Genomic DNA, 23,863 nt, shown 5'->3' with positions numbered 1-23,863 from the left:
GCATTCGACCGTGCTGCCCCCGCCCGCCGCGTAAGGCGGGCGGCGGCCTCCGAGGAAACCCAGACCCGGGCAGGTGCCCGGGTTGTTCGTCGCTGCCTGCACACGGGACCACGCGACCATTCCACGGCGCCTCGCGCCGTACTGGATTTCCCGGAGCACACCTCCCATGCATGCCACTTCTGCCGCCACCCTGCCCGTGGGCCGGGGGCTGCTGTACGTCACCTTCGCCGCGACCGCCTGGGGTACCGCGGGTGCGGCCGCGGCCCTGCTCTACCGGGGCAGCGGACTGGGCCCGATCGCCCTCACCTTCTGGCGCACCTTCGGCGGACTGCTTCTGCTGCTCGCCATACGGGCGCTGCTGCGCCGCCGCCGATCCCTCGCCCCCGTCGCCCCCGCTGTGTACGAGCCGATCCGCCGGCGCGCCCTGCGCATCGCCGTGACCGGTATCGCCCTCGCCGTCTTCCAGGCCGCCTACTTCGCCGCCGTCGAGGCCACGGGCCTGGCTGTGGGCACCGTCGTCACCATGGGGGCGGGCCCCGTCCTCATCGCCATCGGGGCACGCGTGACGATGGGCGAACGGCTCGGTGCGGGCGGAGTGCCGGCCGTCGCCGGTGCGCTGACCGGGTTGCTGATCCTGGTCCTCGGCGGGACGGACGGCGCCGCGACCGTCCGTCCCGCCGGGGTCGGCTACGCCCTGCTGTCGGCGGCCGGCTGCGCCGCGATGACGCTGGCCACCAGGCGGCTGGGCAAGGGCGGCGGCAGCGATCCGTACGCCTCGACGCTCAGCGCGTTCGCGGTGGCCGCGCTGTGCCTGCTGCCGCTCGCGGTGGTGGAGGGGTTGTGGCCCCAGGTGCACGATCTGGGGCGCAGCCTGTGGCTGATGGGCTATATCGCGGCGGTGCCGACGGCGCTGGCCTATGGGCTGTACTTCGCGGGGCTGGCCGTCGTGCGGGCCGCGACCGCCTCCGTGATCTCGCTGATCGAGCCGGTGGCGGCCGCGGGCATCGCGGTGCTCTTCCTGGGTGAGCGGCTCACCCTGGCCACGGCCGTCGGAACCGGCGTGCTGCTGACGGCGGTCGCCGCGCTGGCGGTGGCGGAGGCCCGCGGGGCGATGGCGGCCGCCCGGTCCACGGCTCCGGTGGCGGGCTGAGGACGGGTGCCCGGCCGATTGCCGCGGCCGGGCACCTCCGCCCACCGGGGACGGGCGGAGTGCTCGGGTCCTTCAGGGCCTGGGCGTCCCCGCGGTGGCCGAGGCCGCTGCCAGGCGGCGCTGCTGGTGGCTGCGGGCCGCCGCGTCCCCGGGGCGGCCGCGCTCGGCGAGGCGCTCCGAGACACGGTGCTGGACGGCCTCGCTCCGCTTGCCGCCGTACTTGAACTTGGCGCGTACCTCCCGCACTTCGAGGCGCAGACCGCGGATGCCGGAGAGCAGCCGCCCGTACGGCTCCTCGCCCGCGGCGACCGGAGCCGAGCCGCCGTCCGGCTGGAAGTGGCCCATCTGGCGCTCCAGCAGCGCCGCCTTGGCCTCCGGGTCGTCCACGACATGGGCGGTGCAGGTCAGCTGGACCGCGGCGTAGAAGCTGGTGGGCACGCCGTGTTCGGGCGGCTGGTCCTCGGCCGCCTGCCAGGGGCCGGGGATGAAGGTGTAGTCGTCCACCACGCTCAACAGGACCGTCGGGCGGTCGGCCAGCGCGCGCCAGAGAGGGTTGGGGCGGGCCAGATGCGTGACGGCCTCGCGGCGCTCCGGGTCGTAGGCGAAGTGCAGCGGCTGCACCAGCGGCGGCTCGCCGGGCGGGCCGTTGGTGGCCAGCTGCCCGAAGTCGTGTGCCGCGAGCCAGTCTTGCCACTCGGCGTCGTCGCCGGGCGCGTCCCAGGGGTGGATCAGCACGGTGGCTCCTCAGCGGGCGGTGAGGTACGCGGGCTCGGGGATACCGGGCGCGAGGTCGTCGGACGGTATGGGGGCGCCGTACACCGGTGCCACGGGAAGGACGCCGCTCCAGTACGGCAGGGCGAGGTCCTCGGGCTCGTCGTTGGGGCCGCCCGTACGGATCTTGGCGGATGCCTCGCGCAGGTCGAGCCGGATCACGGAGGTGGCGGCCAGCTCCTTGGCGTTGCCGGGGCGGGAGTCCGCGGCGCGCCCGGGCAGCACATGGTCGACGAGCGCGTCGAGGGCGGCCGTCTTCTCCTCCGCGTCGGTCACCTGATACGCGGTGCCGTGGACCACGACGCAGCGGTAGTTGATGGAGTGGTGGAAGGCGGAGCGGGCCAGGACCAGGCCGTCGACATGGGTGACCGTGACGCAGACCGCGAGTCCGGGGTCGGGCGCCTCGCCGGCCATCCGCAGCGGGCGGGAGCCCGTCGAGCCGTGCAGGTAGAGGCGGTCGCCGATCCGGCCGTAGAGCGTCGGCAGCACGACCGGGGAGCCGTCGCGGACGAAGCCCAGATGGCAGACGTACCCGGCGTCGAGGATGCCGTGCACCGTCTCGTGGTCGTATGCGGCGCGCTCGCGGGCGCGGGTGGGCGTCGTGCGGCCGGTCGGTTCGTACGTCGCTGCTTCGGGCATTGCGAACTCCATTGCACTAGTGCATAATCAAGTTTGTGCTAGGAGAGTATCGGATCGAAGGGCGGCGCGCATCGGAGATTGCCGCCAGTGTCGAGCGAGCCGTCGGTGCGGGCGAGCTCCAGCCGGGTGAAGTCCTGCCCCCTCTCAGGGAGTTGGCCGTCTATTTGGAGGTCAATCCGAATACGGTCGCGGCCGCATATCGCACGCTCCGCGACCGGGGCGTGATCGAGACGGCGGGCCGCCGTGGCAGCCGGGTGCGCCCCCGCCCCGCGAGCACCTCACGCGAGGCGCTGCGGGTGGAGGTGCCGCCGGGCGTCCGCGACGCCTCCGACGGCAACCCCGACCCGGCCCTGCTGCCTCCGCTCGAACGCGCCCTGGCCGAGGCCGCGGCGCGCAGCGCGCGACGTCCGGCGCTCTATGGAACTCCGGCCGTCGACGAGGATCTGGCGGCCATGGCCCGCTCGGCCTTCGCCGAGGACGGTGTGGCGGACGGCCCGATCGCCGTCACCAGCGGCTCATTGGACGCCATCGAGCGGGTGCTGGCTGCCCATCTGCGGCCCGGTGACACCGTGGCGGTCGAGGATCCGGGGTGGGGAAGCCTGCTGGATCTCATCCCGGCGCTCGGGCTGCGCCCCGCGCCGGTCGGAGTGGACGACGACGGCCCGCTGACCGAGCGGCTGGCGGGCGCCCTCCAGGACGGCGCCAGAGCGGTCGTCATCACCGACCGGGCGCAGAACCCGACGGGTGCCGCCGTCAGCGCCGCGCGTGCCGGCGAGCTCCGCGCGCTCCTGGCCGACCACCCCGGAGTGCTGCTCATCGAGGACGACCACGGCCATGGCATCGTCGACCTCCCGCTCCATCCGCTCTCCGGCGTCACCGACCACTGGGCCCTGGTCCGCTCGACGGCCAAGTCCTACGGCCCCGATCTGCGCCTGGCGGTGCTCACCGGCGACGCCGTGACGGTGGACCGGGTGCGGGGCCGGCAGCGCCTGGGGCCCGGCTGGGTCAGCCATCTGCTGCAGGACGTGGTGCTGCATCTGTGGCGGACGTCCGCGATCGACCCGAAGGCGGTGGCCACGGCGTACGGCCGACGTCGGGACGCGCTGATACGGGCCCTGGCGGAGCGCGGAGTGTCCGCGCGGGGCCGCAGCGGGATGAACGTCTGGGTGCCCGTCCCGGACGAGACCGGCGCGGTGGCCCGGCTGCTGCACTCCGGCTGGGCGGTGGCCCCCGGCGCACGCTTCCGTCTGCACTCCCCGCCCGGCATCCGCATCACCGTCTCGGGCCTCGGTGACCACGACATCACCCCTGTGGCCGACGCGGTCGTCGCGGCCACAGGGGTGGGGGAGGCCCGGCGGTACGAGTGACCGGCGCCCGGCCGCTCGGCCCCTGGCCGGCGGCCGACGTCGCCTCGTCGACCGAGCCGGCCAGGGGCATGGTGCCGGGCGCCGGTCTCCCGGGGCGGGCCTCAGGGCCTCTGCGCCCCGGCGCCCATGGTCAGCCCCGGTCCGTGGCGGATGCGGTGGCCGTGGTGAGCGGGGTCGAGCGGCGGGTGGGGCGGGGCTTGCTCTGGGTGAGGGCGGCGCCGAAGAGGATGATCAGGGCGCCGATGGGGGTGTGCCAGCTCAGCTGCTCGCCCAGGAGGGCGACTCCGGCTGCGGTGGCGATCACGGGGACGAAGTAGGTGACCATCTGTGCCGTCGTGGGGCCGACCTCGGCGACCAGGCCGTACTGGAGGAGGAAGGCGAAGCCGGTGCCCAGGGCGCCGAGCGCGAAGACCGCGAGCAGCGCGGCGATCGGGTAGCCGGTCGGCGCGGAGGTGAACAGGGGGGTGACCACGGCCAGTTGGGCGGTGGCGAGCAGCAGCTGGGCGCTGGACATGGAGAGGTGGGAGTGCCCGGCGCCGGCCAGGGTGCGGCGGACGTAGATCCAGCCGATGGGGTAGCTGAGCGAGGCGCCGAGTGCCATCGCGGTGCCCGTCAGATCCGTGCCGGCGAAGCCCTGCCAGGCGCCGAGCACGGTCAGTACCCCCAGGAAGCCGATGCCCAGGCCCGCGACCCGGCGCCGGGTGGGGCGGTCCTCGGAGAGCGCGACGACCGACAGCGCCATGCCCCACAGGGGGGAGGTGGCGTTGCAGATGCCGGCGAGGGTGGAGGGGATGGTCAGCTCGGAGTAGGCGAAGAGCGAGAACGGCAGCGCGTTGAGGAAGAACGCGGCGACGGCGAGATGGCCCCAGGTGCGCGGGGAGCGCGGGAGCCGCTCACGCTTGATCGCGAGGATGGTCAGCAGCACCAGCGCGCCGAACGCCACCCGGCCCAGCGTCACCTGCAGCGGTGCGAAGCTCCGCGTCCCCACCTTGATGAACAGGAAGCTGAAACCCCAGATCAGAACAAGGACGGCGAAGCGGGACTGCCACCCGAAGGCGCGAAGGCGGTGCGCGGACCGGTCGGCGGAGCCGGCGGAGACCGGCGCGGCGGAGGCGGTCGGGGAGGAGACGCCGTCGGGCTGTGGGGTGGCGGGGTCGGCGTGGGGCGAGGGGGAGTTCGCGGTGCGGGCGGTGGCGGTGGGTGCGCCGGTGGCGGTGCTCATGGCGTCAACGATGGGGCGTACAAATTCGTAGCACAAGCGAAATTCCGTGGGGGGTATCGCTTAGCATTGCTTACATGTTGAATCTTGATCGCCTACGGACGCTGAGCGCGGTCGCCCGCCATGGGTCGGTGAGCGCGGCCGCCGAGGGGCTGCATGTGACGACCTCGGCCGTCTCGCAGCAGATCGCCAAGCTGGAGCGGGAGACCGGCCAGCAGCTGCTGGCGAAGAACGGGCGAGGCGTGCGGCTGACCGACGCAGGCCGGCTGCTGGCCGATCATGCCGTGCGCATCCTCTCCCAGGTCGAGCTGGCGCAGGCGGAGCTGGAGGCGCATCGCGGCCAGGCGGTGGGCGAGCTGCGGATGGGCGCGTTCCCCACCGCGGCCCGGGGACTCTTCCCGTCCGCGCTCGCCGCCCTCCGCGCCGAGCACCCCCAGCTCCGCGCGGGGCTGACGGAGCTGGAACCGGACCTGTCGGTGCGCCAAGTGGTCCGCGGCGATATCGATCTGGCCGTCGTACTGGACTGGTACAACCGGCCGTTGTCCCTGCCCGAAGGGCTGGCGAAGGCCCCGCTCCTGGACGATCCGGCCGATGTGGCGATGCCTTCGACGCATCCGCTGGCCGGGCGCACGTCGGTGGAGCTGGAGGACTTCGCGGACGATGAGTGGATCTCCTGGCCGCAGGGCGAGTTCTGCAGCGAATGGCTGACGTTCACCCTGCGCAGCAAGGGCGTGGAGCCGCGCATCGCGCACATGGCGGAGGAGCACGGCACCCAGCTCGCCCTGATCGCGGCCGGGCTGGGTGTCGCGGTGGCGCCGCGCCTCGGCCGCGGGCCGGTGCCGGACGGGGTGAGCGTGGTACCCGTGCGCCATACGATGCGCCGCCATGTGTACGCCATCTGGCGCGCGGACGCGGACCGCAGGCCCTCGATCCGGGCCGCGGTGGCAGCGCTGCGCACGGCGGGGAAGAGCCTGGAGAGCTGCTGACGCGAGGGTTGCGGCCGCCGCGCCGGCAGCCCCGGCTCACCTCCGGTCCGGCGCCGGTGGGACGATGGCGCGGATGACGCCCAGCTCCAGCAAGTCCTGCGGGCGGATGCGGAGTTGGTCGGCGGTCTCCCGCACCTGCCCTTCGTCGCGCTTGAGGATGGCGGCGGCCAGTTCCGGGGCGATCACGGAGAAGTAGCTGTCCGGTGTCGCCCAGAGCCGGTCCGGTGCGGCGAGCGCCAGTGCGCCGCCCGAACCGCCCTCGCCGATCAGCAGGGAGGTCACCGGTACCCGGGCGGTGGCGAGCGCCGCGAAGGCGTCGGCGATCGCCGCGCCGGCGCCGGCCCGCTCGGCTTCCGCGTCGTTCGCGGCGCCCGGAGTGTCCACCAGCGTGAGCACCGGGATGCCGAGCCGGTCGGCCAGCCGGACGAGGCGGGCGGCGGTTCGGAACCCGGCCGGGCGGGTGGCCGTGCCGCACTGCGCGGCGAAGGCGATCGTGCGGCCGTCACGATGACCGAAGCCGCAGCGTATGCCGGGGTCGACGCCACCGCAGCGGTCGCCGCTGATCTCCTCCCAGTCGTCGAAGTACGCACGCAGATAGGTCTCGGCGCGCGGCCGCCGGGCGTCGCGGGCACCCACCACCGCACCCCAGCCGGTCTCCGGCAGCCCCGGTGCGCCCAGCGCCCCTGGCGGGGGTGCCGGTTCGACGGCGCGGCCACCGGACTCCGCCGAGGGGCACAGCAGCCGCAGCCACCGCTGGAGCGTGCCGCGCAGCAGGTCGGGCGGGACGACGGCATCGATCTGGCCGGAGGCCAGCTGCCCCTCGGCGCAGTAGGCGCGGGGATCGGCGTCCGGGGGGCGTACCCGCGAGCCCGCGAAGCCGATCTGGGCCCCCGGGAGCGCGAGGATCACATCGGCGGCCGCCCCGAGCGTGGCCCAGCCGCCGCCGGTCGTCGGATCGCGGAGCACGGCGATCTGCGCGAGTCCCGCGGCGCGGGTGTCCGCCGACTGCCGCGACACCCGCTGGAGTTGGGACAGCGCGCGCATCCCCTCCTGCATCCGGCTGCCGCCCGTGGCGATCAGCGACACGACCGGCAGCCGCCGCTCCCGGGCCTCGGCGTAAGCGGCCTCCAGGCGGTCACCGGTGCGCTCGCCCAGGGAACCGCCCAGATACCGGAACTCGAAGGAGAGCACGACCGCTTCCGTGCCGCCGATCGTGGCCAGGGCCGTGACCACCGACTCGTCCTCGCCGGTCCGCTCGCGGGCGCGTGCCCGCGCGTCGTCGTAGCCGTGCCAGCCGAGCGGGCCGTCCGGTGCCACGGATGCCCGGGGCGGCGCCTCGTCCCCCGATCCGATCACGGTTCGGGACGGTCCCCGGGGGCCGTCCGGCGCGGCCAGCTCGGTGTACGCATCCGCGACCGCCGCGAGAGCCTGACGAGCCGTCAGTCGGCTGCAGGGAAGCGGGCTGTCAGGCACGGAGCTCTCGTTTCATGATCTTGCCCATGTCGTTGCGCGGCAGCGCGTCCAGGAAGTGGACGGTGCGGGGGCGCTTGTGCGGTGCCAGCTGGCGGGCGACATGGTCGGCCAGCTCCTCGCCGGACGGCGGCGGACCGGCGTCCGGGCCGCTCTCCGCCACGATCCAGGCGACGATCCGTTCGCCGAGGTCCTCGTCGGGCTCACCCGTGACGGCCGCCTCGGCGACCGAGGGATGGGCCAGGAGCGCGTTCTCGATCTCGCCCGCGCCGATCTTGTAGCCGCCGCTCTTGATCAGATCGGTGGCCTTGCGGCCGACGATGCGGTAGTTCCCGGAGGCGTCGCGAAGGGCCATGTCGCCCGTACGGAACCATCCGCCGTCGAAGGCGGCGGCGGTGGCATCGGGGCGGTTGAGGTACTCCACGAAGAGGTTCGGACCGCGGACCTGGATCTCGCCGACCGTCTCGTCGTCGCCGGCCTCGACGGCCCGGCCCGCGTCGTCGACCAGCCGGATGTACACACCCGGCAGCGGCACTCCGACCGTGCCCGTGGCATCCGGGCCGTCCGCCCGCACGCTGGTGTTCATGAGGGTCTCTGTCATGCCGTAGCGCTCGATCACCCGCCGGCCCGAGGCCGCCGCGATCCGCTCGTGATCGGTCAGCGGCAGCGCGGCCGAACCGGAGACCAGCAGCCGGGCGCGGGACAGCGCCTTGGCCAACTCGGGACGGCGGCCGGCCTCGGCGGCCAGGCGGTGGTACATCGTCGGCACGCCGAACAGCATCGTGCCGTCGGCCAGCAGCTCCCGGGCCACCGCGTCGGTGCTGAAGCGCCCGAGGTGGTGGACGCTGCCGCCGCGCCGCAGCGGCCCGAGGATGCCGAGGATCAGGCCGTGGACATGGAACAGCGGCAGGGCGTGCACGAGCACGTCGTCGGCGGTCCACTGCCAGGCGTCCTCCAGTGCGTCGAGGGTGTGCGCGATGGCGCGGCGGGGGAGGACCACGCCCTTGGGCGGCCCCGTCGTGCCGGAGGTGTAGACGATCAGGGCCGGTGCCTCGTCGCCCGGTTCGAGCGGAAGGGGGGCCGGTCCGCTCTCCTCGGGGGGCTCGGCGGCCTCGATGTCGATACGGGGCAGCGCGGCGAGCGCATCCGGGAGGGCGGCGCCCGGCTCGGCCAGGACGAGCGACGGCGCGCTGTCCGCCACGATGTGCGCCAGCTCGCTCTCGCCGATCTTCGGATTCACCGGGACGGCGGCCACTCCGGCGAGCAGCGCGGCCACCACGCCCACCGAGGTCTCCAGCGTCGGCGTGGCCCAGATCGCGATCCGGGACCCGCCGGCGAGCCGCTCGGCGAGGGCGCCTGCCACCGACGCCAACTGGCGATGGCTGAGGGCGCGGTCGCCGAAGCGCAGCGCGGGTGCGGGCGAACCGTCGCGCAGCGCGGGGAAGAGCACGTTCACCGGATCTCCTTCGTCCTCGTCGGCGCCCGGCACCGAGCGGCCGGGCCGTCCCGCCGCGGCACCTGCGCGGTGCGCGGCGGGCTGACCTACCCCACTCTCGCAGAGACCACCGACAACGCGATCACCGCGCGGTCCCACGCCGCCCGCGCGCCCTCACCCGGGGATCTTGCGGAAGTCCCAGGACGCTACGGACTCCGGGGCCAGCCGCAGCCAGGCGTGCCGGCCGTCATGCGGCATGCGGTCGGCCCCGAAGTACTTCTGCGCGAACAGCCGCTCCGGAACGTCCAGTTCGGCGCAGCTCTCACCGGTGCGCGGCGCCTCGCCCACGACCCGTGCACGCCCCGCCAGCTCGGCGCCGCGCAGTTCGCCGTACTCCTGCCCGTCGTCGACGACCACCGCGAGCCGCGGGTCCTGGCGCAGCTGGGCCCACCGCCTGCTGCGGGTGATCGAATACAGCCACAGCGCCGACCCGTCCCAGACGAACCACAACGCCCCCACATGCGGCGCCCCGTCGCGGCCGACCGTCGCGACCCGGCAGGTGCGCTGCGCGGTGAGGAACGCGTCCAGTTCGCCCTGCGTCATCATGATCCGGCGCCCGCGCCGCTGTGTGTCGGTCATCCGTCTTCGCCTCCGCTGCGTACCGCTTGCCTGTCCGATCCCGACGACTTGCCGCACCCCCGAACTGCGCCGATCGCGCGACGGTTTGACGATGCGTCAGAAATCATGGGCGCTCTTCCTGGTGGGCGCAATGCCCGGTACTCTCGCCCGCCTCGGACCGGCCCACCGGCAGACCGGGCCCGCCAGGGGACCGGCAGAGGGGAACGCGATGCCACCGGACACCGCACGGCTCAGCGGGCAACCGGACCCGGCCTCGACGGTGCTGCTCACCGTCGAGTGCCAGCGCGGTGTGGTCGGCCCGGACAGCGCACTGCCCGAACTCGCCGACGCGGTCCGCACCTCGGGCGCGCTCGCCAACATCGCCCGCCTGGTGGCGGCCGCGCACCACGCCGGCATCCAGGTGCTGCACGCGGTGGCCGAACGCCGCCCCGACGGCCGCGGCGCCAACCGCAACGCCCGCCTCTTCAAGGCGGCCGAGCGGCTGCCCGTCCAGCAGATCATCGGGTCCACGGCGGTACGCATAGCCGACCCGATACCGGTCTCGGAGGCCGACCTGGTGGTGCGCAGACTGCACGGCCTCTCGCCGATCGCCGGCACCGACGTCGACGCCCTGCTGCGCAACCTCGGGTGCCGGACGCTCGTCGTCACCGGGGTGTCGGCGAACGTCGCGATCCCCAATGCGGTGTTCGACGCGGTCAACCTCGGCTACTCGGCCGTGGTGCCGGAGGATGCCATCGCCGGGGTGCCGGCGGACTACACCCCCGCGATGGTCCGCAACACCCTCGCCCTGGTCGCCACCGTCACCACCACCCAGGAGCTCCTGGCCGGCTGGCAGCGGCCGCGCCGGGCCCGCTGACGGGAAGGGGCGGAGGAGTCCCCGCTGCGGTCCCTTCTGGACGAGTCCAAGGGGTGCCCACCGGCCGATGGACCACGTCGTCAGGAGTGATGATCAGCGGCCACTCCGCCCCTCGACACCCGTCACGAACTCCACCGCGGGGTCCCCGTTCGGTGCCCAGATGCGCTTGTACCGCCGCACTTCGGCGGCGTCGATGCTCGGCGGGCAGCGGGCCGCTGTCCCGACAGCGGGTTGCGTGATGGGTCTGTGGGGATCCTATGGAGATTCGGCCATGCGGCGTCTCGTCACAACGCGCCGACGTGCCGGGTGAGCGGGCGAGGGGGCGTGGCCTGATGTGGAGAGCGGGGGAGGGGCGGCCGTGCTCCGGCTGTTCGGCCCGGCTCTTCTGCCGTCCGGTGCCGGCCACCGTCCCTGTCGGCCCCCTATCGATGCCCCGGTGTACCCGTCTACTGACGTCCGGGTAGTGGCGGGAATTCCTGGACCATTGGCCGGACCCCTTGTGTCGTTTATGGACATCGCATAAGCGGTCTCACGGACTGCTTGACCGCGGCTCGATCCTGCGGGAATGCAAATCCCTTGAAAGTAGAAAACATCCGGGTCTGTGCAGCGTCCGGATTCCCCCTTCCGGAGGGATATAGCCGACCGTAGGTTGCTTTCCGAGGCGCACGCCTCGGAGCAGTGCAACCACATTGCACAGTCAACTTCTTGTGTGACGCGCAGACGTCACAAAGCCAGGAGGAGATCGTGGCAACTCGCAAGGCCATCGCTGCCGTTCTGTCCGTAACGGCCCTGCTGGGCACGGGGCTGCTGACCAGCGGCACCGCCCAGGCGGCGTCCCCCGCGACATTCCGTCCGGACGTGCGGTACACGTTCCAGAACGTCGGGAGCGACCGGAACCTCGACGCGTTCGGAAACGACACCGTCAGGGCCTGGTCGGCGGACGCCTCCGGAACTCAGGACTTCTATCTGCGAACCGGGAGATTCCAGGGCTACCAACTGGAGAGCGCGATTCACGCCGGTCGGTGTGTGACGGCCAAGGGCATCGGCCGGCCGGTGACGCTGGAGAACTGCAACACCGCCGTACAGGCCCAGTACTGGGACTACGCCAACAGGGACGAGGGTTCCACATTCATCAGCCGTAAGTTCGCCCGGGGCTGCATTGCCGATGAAGGTGAACGCAACAGCGTGGCGCTCGCGCCGTGCACCGGGGCCGACGCCCAGCGGTGGATTCCGCTGATCGGTTAGGCGGCAGGGCCACAGCGGCAAGCGGGCACCAGCCGGGTCCGCCGGCGGTGAACGCGCGGATCGGCAGCGGCAGTGGGGAGGGGCGGGTCCCGGGTCGGATGCGGCTCAGGGCCCGCTTCCGCGTCCGGCTCCGGGCCGGGTGCGCGGAGCCGGCGGAAGGCAGGGCCGGTGGAGAGTAATTCAGTCGACAGGGCCCCAGCACGCCCGGCAAGGTGGCGGGTCGTGACGAGCAGTGAGCTGTGGACATCTGCGACCGCCGACCGCTACGACGCCGAAGAGACCGAGATGTCCTCGGCCCCCGTTCTCGAACCGACCCTCGCCTTCCTCGCCGAACTCGCCGGAGACGGCCCGGCGCTGGAGTTCGCCATCGGCACCGGACGGGTGGGCATCCCGCTCCGGGAACGCGGTGTGCCGGTAGTGGGCATCGAACTGTCCGAGCACATGGCAGCGGTCCTGCGCCGCAAGATCGACGAGGTTGCGCTCCCGGTCGCCATCGGGGACATGGCCACGACCACCGTGGCCGGCGAGTTCACCCTGGTCTACCTCGTCTACAACACCATCACGAACCTGCTCACACAGGACGAGCAGGTCGAGTGCTTCCGAAACGCCGCACGCCACCTGGCGCCCGGCGGCCGGTTCGTCATCGAGCTGGGCGTGCCGCCGCTGCGGTTCCTGCCGCCCGGGCAGGTCGCGGTGCCCTTCGACGTCTCCGAACGGCATCTCGGCTTCGACACCTTCGACCTGGTCGAGCAGATTCTCGTCTCGCACCACCTCACGCGCGACGGCGACGACGGCCGCTACCGCCGAGGCGCCTCCCGGCACCGGTACGCATGGCCCGCTGAGCTCGACCTGATGGCACGGATCGCCGGACTCGAACTGGAGCGACGCGTCGCGGACTGGCACGGGGCGCCGTTCACCCAGGACTCCGCGAAGCACATCTCCGTGTGGCGCAAGCCGGTCTGAGGCGGCTCCCCCGTCGCGCGGCGACCACCCGGATCTCAGCGCCTCGCCGCGTCAACCGAGGGTGACCGAACCGCCCTTGACGTTCACCTTGGCAGGAGCCAGCGGCTTGGTGGCGGGACCGTCCTTCACGCTGCCATCGGTGATGTCGAACTTGCTGCCGTGGCACATGCAGTTGATGGTGCCGCCGGCGACCTCGCCGACGATGCAGCCCGCGTGGGTGCAGACCGCGGAGAATGCCTTGATCTCGCCGTCCTGCGGCCGGGTGACGACGACCTTCTCGGCCTTGAAGATCTTGCCGCCGCCCTTGGGGATCTCCGAGGTCTTGGCGAGCGCACCGCCCGCGCCCGCCGTACCGCTGCCGCCGGAACCCGGGTCCGCAGGGTCGCCGCCTCCGGCGCCCGGGTCCGCCGCGCTGCCGCCGGCGCCCGCCATCCCGCTGCCGCTGCCGCAGGCCGCGAGCGCCGCCGTCAGCCCGGCCGCGCTGACCGCCGCGACCACGTTCCGCCGGGTCGCGCCGCGCCCCGTCGCCGCCTCGGTGGCCGGCGCCGCGCCCGCCTCCTCCGCCGTCATCGCTTCGGTCCGGATCCGTCGTGATGCCGCCTGTCCAGCCATGGTGTGCCTCCGGTTCCTGGTGGGGCCTTCGGTGTGCGAGGTGCTCCAAGGACGTTGCACACAGACATACGGAGGGGCGGCCGCGGGCGTTCAACGCCGTACGCGATCCGTGTCTAGGCGGGCTCTTCCGGGCGCCCGCGCAACGCGTCGAGCAGGAAGTCCCGCTGGAAGTGGAGCAGCTGCTCGTTGACCGCGTCGTCGGACGGGGCATGGGTGGCGCCGGGCAGCGGCAGCACGCTGTGCGGCTTGCCCGCCGCGAGCAGTTCCGCCGAGAAGCGCAGGGTGTGCGCGGCCGCCACATTGTCGTCCGCGAGCCCGTGGACGAGCAGCAGCGGACGGCTCAGCAGGTGCCCATGGCCGGCCAGAGAAGAGCGCGCGTAGTTCTCCGGCCGCTCCTGTGGGTGGCCGAGGTACCGCTCCTTCCAGTGGGTGTCGTACAGCCGCTGATCGGTGGGCGGGGCGCCGGCGACCGCGGCATGGAAGACGTCCGGGCGATGCAGCACCGCGGCCGCCGCCAGGAACCCGCCGAAGGACCAGCCGCGGATCGCCACCCGCGTCAGATCCAGGTCGGCGAACCGCGCCCCGGCCGCCTGAAGGGCGTCCACCTGGTCCTCCAGCGCCGGCGTGAGCTGGTCGCCGTGCACGGCCTTCTCCCAGGCCGGACCCCTACCGGGCGTCCCGCGGCCGTCCACCACCAGCACCGCGAAGCCCTGTTCGGCGAACCACTGCGACACACAGGTGAACCACCCGCGGGCCCGCCCCACCAGCTGCATACCGGGACCGCCGTACGGATCGAGCAGCACCGGCAGCCGGCCGGTGCCCTCCTGGTGCCAGGACGGCAGGAACAGCGCACCGTGCAACTGCCGTTCGCCCAGCGTGAGAGGGACCGGCCGCGGGGTGAGGGCCGGCTCCTCGGCGAGCGAGGCGATCACCCCGTCCGGCGCGCCGTCGCCCGCACCGGCACCCGCCACCGGGTCCGTGTCCCGGACCACCCGCACCTCGTTGCCCTGCGGCGTCACACCCTCCAGGACGACCGTGCCGCCCCGCGCCACGCCCGAGTACCTGCCGGGCTCCCGACTCAGCCGCCGGATGCCGCGGCCCGGACCGTAGCGCCATACATGGGTCTCCAACGGGTCCTCGCTCGCGGTGAACAGCACCTGCTCGCCCTCGACCCCCAGGACCGCGCGCAACTGCAGCCCGTCCGGGGTGACCCGCCGACCGCCGACGGTCAGGAAGCGGGTGTCGCCGTCGTCCTCGGGGAGCACCGGCGCGCCGGAGGCGGTACGGGCGGGAGTGCCGGGCACCAGCTCCACCCATGCGGCATCGGTCCGCTCGTGCCGCACCTCGGTGGCCCCGGTCGCCGGGTCGACCGCGAGCGTCCGCAGGGTGCGCTGGTCGCGGCTCTGGACGGCGACGAACGGGCCGTGCGCGTCCCAGCCCGCGTCGACGAGGTACTCGTACGCCCCGCGGTCCCACACCACGTCCACCCGCTCGCCCTCCAGGGAGAGCAGCTGCACGGTGACCTCCGCATTGGGGGTGCCCGCCGCGGGGTAGGCGATCGCCCGCGGCGGCGTCGCCGGATCGGCGGGATCGCCGAGGTAGCGCCGTGCCACGGGGCCGGTGTCGACCCTGGCCACCAGGAGGCGGGCGCTGTCCGGCGACCACCAGTAGCCGCGCAACCGCTGCATGGACTCGGCCGCGACGTATTCGGCCAGCCCGTAGGAGATGTCCGGCCCCTCCGCGCGGGCCAGTTGGCGGTCGCCACCGGCCAGGTCGACGACGTGCAGGCAGCGGCTGCTCACATACGCGATGTGCCGGCCGTCGGGGGAGGGCCGGGGGTCGACCACCGGGCCGGCCGCGGCGACCGGGAACGGTGCCCCACCGTCCGTACGCACCGCCCACAGGGCGCCGGACAGCGTGAACGCCACCAGACGGACGGCGTCGTCGGCCGCGTAGGACACCACCCCCACCGAGTGCTCCCTGGCCCGCTCCCGGCGCAGCCGCTCCTCTTCGGGTACCACACCGGCCGCGGCTCCTATCAGGAGGCCCGGATCGGCCAGCAGCCGTTCCGCTCCGTCCTCGTACTGCCACAGCCGCCCCACCGGGTCGGTGCCCGAGCCCGTACGGACGAACAGGACGCGGCGGCCGTCGGGGGAGACGGTGAAGTGCCGGGGCACTCCCAGGGAGAAACGGCGCGTGCGGGCGAATTGGGCGGGGAATTCAGCGGAGTTGGCGTACTTCTGCGACTTCCCGGACTTCGAGGAGCCGGCGGCGTTCACAGTGGGAGTGGGCGCGGAGTTCACGGTGCTGTTGTCCAAGGTGCTGTCCTCCAAGGGAGTGTGATCCGGTTGTGCGGTGGTACCGGTAGTGCGCTCCGACAGGCGCTCGCATCCGCGCTCGCCCGAGACAACGTAGGCACGGCGAAGATCCCTGGAAAAGGGGACCCGGATCCGCGCAGCACGGCGGGCCGGTACCGGACCGGGGCGGAAAAGGAGAAACGACCGGCGGAAAGCCGCCGGGGCCTGCGGGGATGTCGACCGGAGTCATCGCGACCCGCTAAGTCACGTCACGCTCTCGCGTGCGGGTGGATCGCCCCGGGGATCGTCGCGATCGCTCCGGGGTCTTCGAGGTCGACGACCTCGGTACATATATCACGTATCACGCGTACGGCGAGAGGCGTGCCGCGAACTGGGAACCTCGACCGGTACTCGCCCTCGACCGGATTCCCGTCTCGACCGGATTCCCGCCCTCTGGACCACAGCGATGCAGCCCGCTGCGGCCCGGGCCGGCCGTCGTGTCAGGTACGGGTGCCGACGCCGGCGTCCTTCTTCTCCACGACGCCGGCGTCCGCCTTCTCCGCGGTGCCGACCTGCCGATCCCCCCGTCGCCAGGTCCGTGCTTCGGTCTGCTCCTTATGGGAGCCGCGGCGCATCTCCTGCATTCCCTTTTCGATCCCGTTGCGCAGCCAGTTGCCCACGGGTCGTTCCACCATTCGATTGACGGCATACGAGAGCAGCAGCATGAGGGCGACGATCGCCGTGAGCAGAACCGGAGCGGGCATCCGATCCCGCATCAGGTCGATCAGTGTGAAACCGATGTACATATGCAGCAGGTAGAGCGGGTACGTCAGGGATCCGGCCGTGCTCAGCCAGCGCCAGCGCACCCTGTCGAACATGCCGAGAGCGATGGCCGCCATGAGAGCGAAGGCGACGAGGACACCCAGGCGCGCCGGCCAGGTGTCCGTTACCGCGGCCTTGTCGCCCAGGTTCATCACCATGCGCCCCCGCACGTAATGCTGGGCCAGCAGGAATTCCACCGCGACAATCGCCCACAACAGCAGAGTCGGCCGGAAGCGATGCATCAGGTAGAAGGCGATCCCCGCAATGAAGTAGGGGGAGTACGGGGCGACCGCCCACACGGACAAGAAGTTGTTCTCGGCCTTGAACGCGATGACGCCGGCGACGGTCCACAGACCGCAGAACAGGACGCACCTGCGGTAGGTGACGCCCTTGTACACGACAAGCGCGAAGAGAAGATAGAACTTCAGCTCGACGAAGAGCGACCAGTAGACATCGTCCACGTCGGACACTCCCACACCCTGCTGCAGCATGGTGAGGTTGGTCAGCACGGTCTCCAGGCTGTCCGCACTGCGCACCCGCGGCCACAGCGTCAGGACTGTCGCCGTCATGAGAACGGCGACCCAGTACGCGGGATAGAGCCGGGCGGCCCGCGACTTGACGAAATCCCCGAGGGGGCGTCCCCATGCGCTCATGCAGATGACGAATCCGCTGATCAGGAAGAAGACCTCAACGCCCAGCCAGCCGAACTGCGAAAGGTGGTAGAGCTCCGGCGAGAAGGCTTTGGGGTCTTGGCCCCAGCCGTCGCGAAGCGTTATGTAGTGGTAGCACAGGACCATCAGCGACGCCACGAAGCGCAATCCGTCGAGCACATAGAGTCTGGGCTGCCCCGGTGCCTTTTCCAGGAGTGCCGGAGAGTCGGGTGGCGCGACGAAGCGCATACTGCGATTCCTTGTTCCTTGTCAAAGCGTCTTCAGCAGGAGGGGACGCGTGCCGATGTCGTGATAGCGGGTCACGGCATGGCCGACGAGACGGGAACTCGCGCACGAGTCCCACTTCATCCCCTGTGGCGGTCGGCTCGGTATTCGCTAATGTGTCGCTCTGTCACAGGCGTTGACGGCTTGGCGAATCGTCACACCCAACCGGCTGAGTTGCACGACGCAGGCCGGCTTCGCCAACCAGCCGTTCCCATGCTGACAGGCATGGTGAATTCTTGACCCTACGGCATATCCCTGCGACCTGAGGTAGGCGGCACAGGGTTTGGCCGCGGCTTCCGCCGGGCTGGCTACGAGTATCGGCATCGCGGCTGCGAGTGTGGTGAGGACTGCGGCGACGCTCACACGTCGAAACGCTCGTTGCATCGGGCTACCTTTGGTGGGGGGATTACGCGGGGTCAGGTGGCACAGAACGTGGGGGAGTTCCCTCGCCGTGGGGGCGGCCGGGGAGTGCCGACAGGTGTACCCGCTGTGGTGCGCTGGGGGCCGTAGCTGCGGTTCGTCAGGTCAGGTGATTCATGGTTTCGGTTGCCGCGTGGGAAGACGGGAAGCCTGGACGTCGGGTTCAGTCCGGGAGAGGTTTTTCGCCGCCGATCCGCGCGCCGCGTTCCTCGGATTGCCGGATGAGCCGCGCCCGTAATCGTCAACTGAAGCCCCTCACTGGCGACTAGGGCTGAGCCGGGAGCCGGGAGCCGGGAGCCGGGAGCCGGGAGCCGGGAGCGGGGAGCCGGGAGCGGGGAGCCGGTGCCCCGGGGAGCGGGCCCGTGGGGCCCTGCCCTACCTACTCCTGCGGTTGCCGCTCGGCCGTCAGGCGGAGGGTGGCGACCGCGCCGCCACCGGGGGCGTTGGAGAAGCAGAGGGTGGCGCCGAGGACCCGGGCCTGGCCGACGGCGATGGTCAGGCCCAGGCCGTGGCCGGACTTCCGGCTGCCGCCCGACTGGGTCTTGAACCGCTGGGGGCCGTGGTCGAGGAGGTCCTCCGGGTAGCCCTCGCCGTGGTCCCGCACGGTGATGACCGGGCCGTCGACGGTCAGCACCACCGGCGGGCGGCCGTGCTTGTGGGCGTTGGCGATCAGATTGCCCAGGACACGTTCGAGCCGCCGCTGGTCGGTCTCCACACGGGCGTCCCGGATGACATCGACGTCCGCCGCCAGCCTCGTGGCCCGCACCGCGCGCTCGACCAGCGGACCCAGCTGGTGGATGTCGAGGTCGGCGCGTTCGACCTGGGCGTCGAGCCGGGAGATCTCCAGCAGGTCCTCGGTCAGCCGGCGCATGGTCTGGATGCGCTCCTGCACCATCTCCGTCGGACGGCCGGGCGGGAGCAGCTCGGCGGCCGCATGCAGTCCCGTGAGCGGGGTGCGCAGCTCGTGGGACACATCGGCGGTGAAGCGCTGTTCGCTGTGCAGCTTGTTCTGGAGGGTGGCAGCCATCGCGTCGAGCGCGGCCGCCACCGCGGCGGCCTCGTCCTGGGCGAGGTCGGGCCGCAGGGCGCGGGGGTCGCCCACCCGGGCGTCGAGGTCGCCGGTGCTGATCCGGCGGGCGACCCGTGCGGTGCGGTGCAGCCGGCGGGTGATGCGGGAGACGCCGAACAGCCCGACGAGCAGGGTGACGCCGATCGCGGCGGCGGAGGACCCGATGATGGCGCGGTCCAGTCCGCGGATGGCGGCGGCCCGGTCGCCGTAGTCCAGGCGTACGGCCAGCGCCCGGCCGCCGTCGACGGGGGCGACGGCCCACATCGTCGGCCGCCCCTGGTGGTCCGCCAGCTGGGTGCCGCGCTCCTTGTGGTGCACGGCCATCTCGCGGAGGGCGTGGGGAAGGTCCGGCGGATCCACCGCGGCATTGCGGCCGAGGGGTTCCCCGGCGACATAGGTGGCCACCGCACCGTCCAGTTCGTCCAGGGCGGCGCTGCGGGCCTGTCTCTCGGTCTGCTGGCCGACCAGGACGTGCACCAGGATGCCGAGCAGCGCGGCGAGGGTGCAGCACATGACGGTGATGAAGAGGGCGAACTTCCAGTAGAGCGTCGCCGTCCAGGAGGGCAGCCCCAGTGCGGCCCGCCGCCGGGCGGTCTTCACGGCGTACGCCTCGGCCGGGGGGAGGAGACCGCCCGGTCGAACTCCATCGTCCGGATCTCCATGGTCTGCTGCTTGTCGTCCCAGGAGTGGACGGTGCGCATCTCGTATCCGGGCGAGGTGGTCGGCTCCCGCATGATCACGTCGCCGTCCGACACCTCCACCGACAGCGGTGAGCCGGCGGTGTCCAGGATCCGGTTCACCACCCCGCCCCGGATCATGTACGCCCATATGGCGACCGAGTGGTCGCTCTGCTCGATGCCGACGATCAGTTCGTCCTTCCCGTCGTGCGTCAGGTCCTGGTACTCGGGGGCCCGCACGGGACAGCGCTTCGGCTCGGTGGTGCACCGGTCGATCCTGCGCTCGGTGGCCTTGTCGAAGGCCGGCGTCTGCTGGCGGGCGTCCTCGGCGTTCTGCGCCTTGACGACATCGAGCGTGTTCAGCGTACGGATGTTGCCAGAGGGGACGTGGGGCAGCCCGGGGAGGGGCGACGGTCCGTCCTGGCCGCTCTTGTCGGGCGGCGGCGCGGGCGCGGGCGGCCGGTCGGGCCACAGCTGCGCGGGAGCCGAGGCGATCGCGGTGTGCCCCGCGCTCTTCGGCTGCCCGGTCCCCGCACACCCCGCCACCAGCAGCGTCGCCGCGCCCACCGCCGAAAGAGCGAACCAGGCGGGCCGTACCCGTTGGGGGAACGGCAGGGGGCGGAGCAGGGGCACGGGACTTCCAGACAGCGCGGGGCGGCAGTGCACGGGGACGATGATGTTCCCTGCCCCGCATCACGGCAATCCGGCGGTTGCGTAACGGTCGCCCGTAGATGGGTACACAGTGCCGTTTCTGATTCGGTCACCCGTTCGGGTTGCACGCCTCCGGAGGCGCGCGCCGTGGTCACTCGCAGTGACGGTCGGACGCTCGCAGTGCTACCTCGCCGCAATGCCGCGGGCGGTCCGTCCTGGTTCACCCGGCGCCTTGTGTGACATGGGTGGCCGCCGTGGCGAGGGTCTTCCGCCACGGCGGCTGCGACCGGGGTGGCGCCGCCGAGCTGCCGGGCTGCCGGGCTGTGGTCAGTTCACCTTGAAGGCGGTGAGCACCGCCCGGTGATCGGTGGGCCAGGCGTTATCGGTGTGCTTCGGACAGGGCTTCGGATTTCCCTCCACAACCGTCGACGATTCGCTCACCGACAGTGGCTCATCGCCCTCAGCGTTTCGGGCTTCGCGGCGGCGGACGCCTTCGCCGCGGTGCCGGACTCCTGTGCCGCGCCCGCGCTCGCGGTTGTCGCGGAGGCTGTGGCGCTCACCGCGATCACAGCCGCGGTACCGGCCAGGAGCGGGTACTGGTTCCTGCGAAGCGCCGCAGACGCGCTCTGCTCCGGGCCGTCGGGAGAAAACGGCGATCATCTGACAAAACCCCGCCCTCCGGACGACAATGAACACGTGGACCCAGCCAGCAGCATTGCCGCAGCGCTCGCCGGACGGATCGCGGGAGAGGCCGTGCAGCCTCTACTGGGCCGGGCCCGGCGCGAGTTGGTCAAGCGTGGTGTCAAGAAGCCACGGGACGCCGCGAGCGTACTGGCCCATCTCGGAGGCCCGCACCAGGGAGATCTCAGCACGCTGGGCCTGCTCGACGAGCTGCCTGCCGGTGTGACGAACGCGCAGATCAGAGGCATCGTGGAACAGCCGACGTTCACCGCGCTGGCGCGTCAGCTGATCGCCATTCACCTCTGCGCGGACGATCCATGGCCGATCGGTGAGAGCCGCGAGGAGGACGTACCGGACCGTCATGACGCGGTGTGGCGGGTGCAACGGGAACGTATTGAAGAGGGGCTCGGCATCCTGCTGTCCGAGTCGCTTCCGGGTACCGATGCTCATGTGCTCACCCCGTATCTCCGGGCGCTCTTCGCCGCCCTGGACCGTGGCTGCAGGAACGTTGCCGCCTCCATGAAGCTCACCCTGTCCGAGTCGGACGGAGGCTTCTCCTGGGCAGGGCACACGCTGGAGCTTGCCGCTATCAGCAGCGTGGAACGCCACTTGGCGGCCCTGCGGAACGAGCGGCGTGCCTCGGCGGGGGAACGTGAACGCTGGCAGCAGGAGTATCTTGACGCCTTTCTGTATCGCAACGAGAAAATAGAGCTGCCCGACCTGGAGTTGCGGACGCTCATCCCCTATCGCGAGATTTTCGTCGAGCCGAACGCCGCGATGCTGCAGATGGAAGTGGAGGGCGGCTCGGACTCCACAGGGGGCAGGGACCAGGTTTCGCGCCAGAACTTCGCCGGGATGCTCGACGCCCTCGACCGTACGGTCATTCTCGGTGACCCCGGTGCCGGGAAGTCGACCGTCAGCCAGGTGCTGGCCTGCCAATGGTGTGAACACGGCAAGGGAGTGGCCTTTCTGCTGAAGGTGCGCCAGATCCGTTTCAGCCGGGGCGGGTTCAATCTGGTCGAGGAGATCGAGCGCGCGCTGCGCGACATCTACCAGAAGCCGGCCCCTCCCGGCATGGTCGAAGAACTCCTGCTCAACGGCTCGGCCCTGGTCATCTTCGACGGACTGGACGAAGTGCCGACGACCGTTCGGGGCCGTGAGGTGAGCGACGTCATCGAGGCGGCCGGCGTGGCATACCCGCTGTCCCGCTTCGTGGTGACCTCTCGCCGGTTGGGGTACTCCTCCGTCCGGCTCGACCAGGAACTCTTCTGCGACTACGCGCTACGGCCCTTCAGTGACGGTCAGGTCAAGGAGTACGCCGGAAAGTGGTTCGTCCGTCGCGCCGGCGGCCGCGACGCAATGGTGGACCAACTGGTCGAGAACTTCATGGAGCACAGCAGCACCATTCGCGACCTGCGTCAGAACCCGTTGATGCTCGCGGTGATCTGTCTGCTGCACGCCGGATACAACGAAATCCCGCGCAGTCGCCCCAAGATCTACAAAAAATGCGTTGAACTGCTCTTGCGGACTTGGGATTCGCACCGGGGAATCGGCGACCCGGTTTGGGACATCGAGGCATTCGAAGTGGTGCTCGCGGAAATCGCCTATCACACCCTCCTGACCCCCGAGTACCAGTACGGGATGACGAAGGGCCAGGTACGCGACGTCGCGGTCAAGAACCTCCTGGAGGAGGCCGTGCCGGACCGCGTCACCGCGGCGCAACTCGCACGACGCATGATCGACCTGTGTCGCGGCCGCGCCTGGATGTTCACCGACGTGGTCGGAGGGATTCCCGGCGAGGAGCGGTACTCGTTCACGCACCAGAGTTTCCAGGAGTACTTCGCGGCTCAGTACCTGGTACGGCACGCCGACTCACCCGAGAAGGTCGGGGACGAAATCGCCCGCAACATCGCCTCGGGCCGGCTTGAGATCTTCTCGCAGATCTGCCTTTCGCTGGCCGGCGGGAAGTTTCCCCACGGTGCCTCGCTGGTCTACCAGCACTGCTTGGCGGCCAACTCCGGCCACGCGGCCGTCGAGGACGCAGCGCTCGTCGAGTTCCTGGCGAAGAGTGCGGACATCGTCATGCTCAACGGAAGCGCACTTCAGCTGATCACTGACCGGGTGGTCCAGGGCTTCACGCAGGGCGCCCACGCCCAGTTCGCGAAGCACCTCCTGCGTGCCGACTTCCGGCATGCTGACTCCATGCAAGGCATGGTCGCCGACGCCTTCGCACGCCTCCGGGACGATCGACCGCACGAATTCACGCGGATCGTCCATGCACATCTGTGGGCATGGGAGAACTGTCTGCAGGAGGGCGTGATCGGCCTCGGGGGCGAAGGCCGTTTCGTCGGTCAACTGTGCCGGCTCTTCGACGGAGGGCTGTACCAACTGCGCGGCGGCGGCGACCCTTGCACCGCTATGTGGATCATGCGCCGGCTTGCCGCCCCGGCCACCGACCGCCCGACACTCGATCGGTGTGCACGCATTCTTGAGCAGCTCGCTGCGCTCGCCCCGGACGACATCGTGCCGGAGCAGGCTCCCGCCCCTCCCTACGCCCTTTTCAAAGGAAGCGAGCGGAGTACTCGTATCGTCTCCACAGCTTTGAGGAGGTCGCTGCGCCATGCGCCCGAAGCGAGGGCCGGTCTGGCATACCTCACCGCGGCATTCTGCGAACTGATGGCGGAGAACCAGCCAGGTGTGATCGCGGAATCCCACCCGCTGCTGAGCGACTTCATGAGGGCGCGGACCACGCGACAGCCCAAGCGCCTGCCGCAGGGCGTCGGACAGCTGCCGAAGAGGGATCAGGAACGGATCAGGAGCTGGGCTGCGGGCGAGATCAACTTCTTCGAATGGATCGACGACAGCGTCGCTGTGTCGTGATCCGTGAGGGAGCGAGCGAGTAGGAGAAACTCCCCGGCTCCCCGGCTCCTCACCCCACTTCGATGTCCCGGCGTCCACC

At 71.4% G+C, this 23,863-nt stretch carries 18 protein-coding genes; 7 read left to right on the top strand and 11 right to left on the bottom strand.

The window, feature by feature from the left end; genetic code table 11:
- Positions 1–166 precede the first annotated feature (166 nt).
- Complete coding sequence (locus tag ACZ4NB_RS02215) at positions 167–1,150, top strand: DMT family transporter (protein WP_467657714.1); 984 nt, start codon at positions 167–169, stop codon at positions 1,148–1,150.
- A 72-nt stretch (positions 1,151–1,222) separates the two neighbouring features.
- Here the strand turns inward: ACZ4NB_RS02215 and ACZ4NB_RS02210 are convergent, their stop codons facing one another.
- Both ACZ4NB_RS02210 and ACZ4NB_RS02205 read right to left on the bottom strand, forming a co-directional pair.
- Positions 1,223–1,885: an FMN-binding negative transcriptional regulator gene (locus tag ACZ4NB_RS02210; protein WP_467657713.1), complete on the bottom strand. Its 663-nt coding sequence runs from the start codon at positions 1,883–1,885 to the stop codon at positions 1,223–1,225.
- Positions 1,886–1,894: 9 nt separating this feature from the next.
- Entirely contained in the window at positions 1,895–2,560 is a 666-nt protein-coding gene (locus ACZ4NB_RS02205; protein ID WP_467657712.1) for a pyridoxamine 5'-phosphate oxidase family protein, read from the bottom strand.
- 35 nt (positions 2,561–2,595) lie between these two features.
- On the opposite strand from ACZ4NB_RS02205, the gene ACZ4NB_RS02200 reads away from it, so the two are divergent.
- The gene (locus tag ACZ4NB_RS02200) at positions 2,596–3,927 is read left to right on the top strand and encodes an aminotransferase class I/II-fold pyridoxal phosphate-dependent enzyme (protein ID WP_467657711.1); all 1,332 of its coding nucleotides are present in this window, start codon (positions 2,596–2,598) and stop codon (positions 3,925–3,927) included.
- A gap of 130 nt (positions 3,928–4,057) precedes the next feature.
- Here ACZ4NB_RS02200 and ACZ4NB_RS02195 read toward each other — a convergent pair whose 3' ends face one another.
- Positions 4,058–5,149 (bottom strand): DMT family transporter, encoded by a 1,092-nt coding sequence (locus ACZ4NB_RS02195; RefSeq protein ID WP_467657710.1) that lies wholly within the window; start codon positions 5,147–5,149, stop codon positions 4,058–4,060.
- 74 nt (positions 5,150–5,223) lie between these two features.
- On the opposite strand from ACZ4NB_RS02195, the gene ACZ4NB_RS02190 reads away from it, so the two are divergent.
- Positions 5,224–6,132 (top strand): LysR family transcriptional regulator, encoded by a 909-nt coding sequence (locus ACZ4NB_RS02190; RefSeq protein WP_467657708.1) that lies wholly within the window; start codon positions 5,224–5,226, stop codon positions 6,130–6,132.
- Between the two features lie 36 nt (positions 6,133–6,168).
- On the opposite strand, the gene ACZ4NB_RS02185 is transcribed toward ACZ4NB_RS02190, so the two are convergent.
- The 3 genes from ACZ4NB_RS02185 to ACZ4NB_RS02175 form a co-directional block, all read right to left on the bottom strand.
- A complete protein-coding gene (locus ACZ4NB_RS02185; protein WP_467657707.1) occupies positions 6,169–7,605 on the bottom strand; it encodes a carboxyl transferase domain-containing protein in 1,437 nt (478 codons plus the stop codon).
- Entirely contained in the window at positions 7,598–9,058 is a 1,461-nt protein-coding gene (locus ACZ4NB_RS02180; protein WP_467657706.1) for an acyl-CoA synthetase, read from the bottom strand. The genes ACZ4NB_RS02185 and ACZ4NB_RS02180 overlap by 8 nt, the downstream gene beginning before the upstream one ends.
- Positions 9,059–9,211: 153 nt before the next feature.
- Positions 9,212–9,676 carry a pyridoxamine 5'-phosphate oxidase family protein gene (locus ACZ4NB_RS02175; protein ID WP_467657704.1) on the bottom strand — a complete coding sequence of 155 codons (465 nt, stop codon included), beginning with the start codon at positions 9,674–9,676 and terminating at the stop codon, positions 9,212–9,214.
- Between the two features lie 208 nt (positions 9,677–9,884).
- Here ACZ4NB_RS02175 and ACZ4NB_RS02170 point away from each other — a divergent pair, with 208 nt between their 5' ends.
- The 3 genes from ACZ4NB_RS02170 to ACZ4NB_RS02160 all read left to right on the top strand — a co-directional run bounded on the left by ACZ4NB_RS02170 (position 9,885) and on the right by ACZ4NB_RS02160 (position 12,740).
- Entirely contained in the window at positions 9,885–10,532 is a 648-nt protein-coding gene (locus tag ACZ4NB_RS02170; protein WP_467657703.1) for a cysteine hydrolase family protein, read from the top strand.
- 744 nt (positions 10,533–11,276) lie between these two features.
- Positions 11,277–11,777 carry an RICIN domain-containing protein gene (locus ACZ4NB_RS02165; RefSeq protein ID WP_467657702.1) on the top strand — a complete coding sequence of 167 codons (501 nt, stop codon included), beginning with the start codon at positions 11,277–11,279 and terminating at the stop codon, positions 11,775–11,777.
- Between the two features lie 222 nt (positions 11,778–11,999).
- The gene (locus ACZ4NB_RS02160) at positions 12,000–12,740 is read left to right on the top strand and encodes a class I SAM-dependent DNA methyltransferase (RefSeq protein WP_467657701.1); all 741 of its coding nucleotides are present in this window, start codon (positions 12,000–12,002) and stop codon (positions 12,738–12,740) included.
- A gap of 51 nt (positions 12,741–12,791) precedes the next feature.
- Here ACZ4NB_RS02160 and ACZ4NB_RS02155 read toward each other — a convergent pair whose 3' ends face one another.
- The 5 genes from ACZ4NB_RS02155 to ACZ4NB_RS02135 all read right to left on the bottom strand — a co-directional run bounded on the left by ACZ4NB_RS02155 (position 12,792) and on the right by ACZ4NB_RS02135 (position 20,205).
- On the bottom strand, positions 12,792–13,310 hold the full coding sequence (locus tag ACZ4NB_RS02155; protein WP_467657760.1) for a Rieske (2Fe-2S) protein: 519 nt from the start codon (positions 13,308–13,310) through the stop codon (positions 12,792–12,794).
- A 155-nt stretch (positions 13,311–13,465) separates the two neighbouring features.
- Positions 13,466–15,631 (bottom strand): prolyl oligopeptidase family serine peptidase, encoded by a 2,166-nt coding sequence (locus ACZ4NB_RS02150; RefSeq protein WP_467657759.1) that lies wholly within the window; start codon positions 15,629–15,631, stop codon positions 13,466–13,468.
- A 518-nt stretch (positions 15,632–16,149) separates the two neighbouring features.
- Positions 16,150–17,370 carry an acyltransferase family protein gene (locus tag ACZ4NB_RS02145; RefSeq protein WP_467657700.1) on the bottom strand — a complete coding sequence of 407 codons (1,221 nt, stop codon included), beginning with the start codon at positions 17,368–17,370 and terminating at the stop codon, positions 16,150–16,152.
- Between the two features lie 835 nt (positions 17,371–18,205).
- Positions 18,206–19,495, bottom strand: a complete 1,290-nt coding sequence (locus ACZ4NB_RS02140; RefSeq protein WP_467657698.1) for a sensor histidine kinase — start codon at positions 19,493–19,495, stop codon at positions 18,206–18,208.
- The gene (locus ACZ4NB_RS02135) at positions 19,492–20,205 is read right to left on the bottom strand and encodes a hypothetical protein (protein ID WP_467657697.1); all 714 of its coding nucleotides are present in this window, start codon (positions 20,203–20,205) and stop codon (positions 19,492–19,494) included. Before ACZ4NB_RS02135 ends, ACZ4NB_RS02140 begins: the two co-directional genes overlap by 4 nt.
- A gap of 714 nt (positions 20,206–20,919) precedes the next feature.
- Here ACZ4NB_RS02135 and ACZ4NB_RS02130 point away from each other — a divergent pair.
- The gene (locus ACZ4NB_RS02130; RefSeq protein ID WP_467657696.1) at positions 20,920–23,784 is read left to right on the top strand and encodes an NACHT domain-containing protein; all 2,865 of its coding nucleotides are present in this window, start codon (positions 20,920–20,922) and stop codon (positions 23,782–23,784) included.
- The last annotated feature ends 79 nt before the right edge of the window (positions 23,785–23,863 follow it).

It is taken from the genome of Streptomyces sp. NPDC026575, from assembly GCF_055567415.1.
Note: the sequence above shows the minus strand (reverse complement) of the source record. Positions and strands in the feature narration are given on the sequence as shown.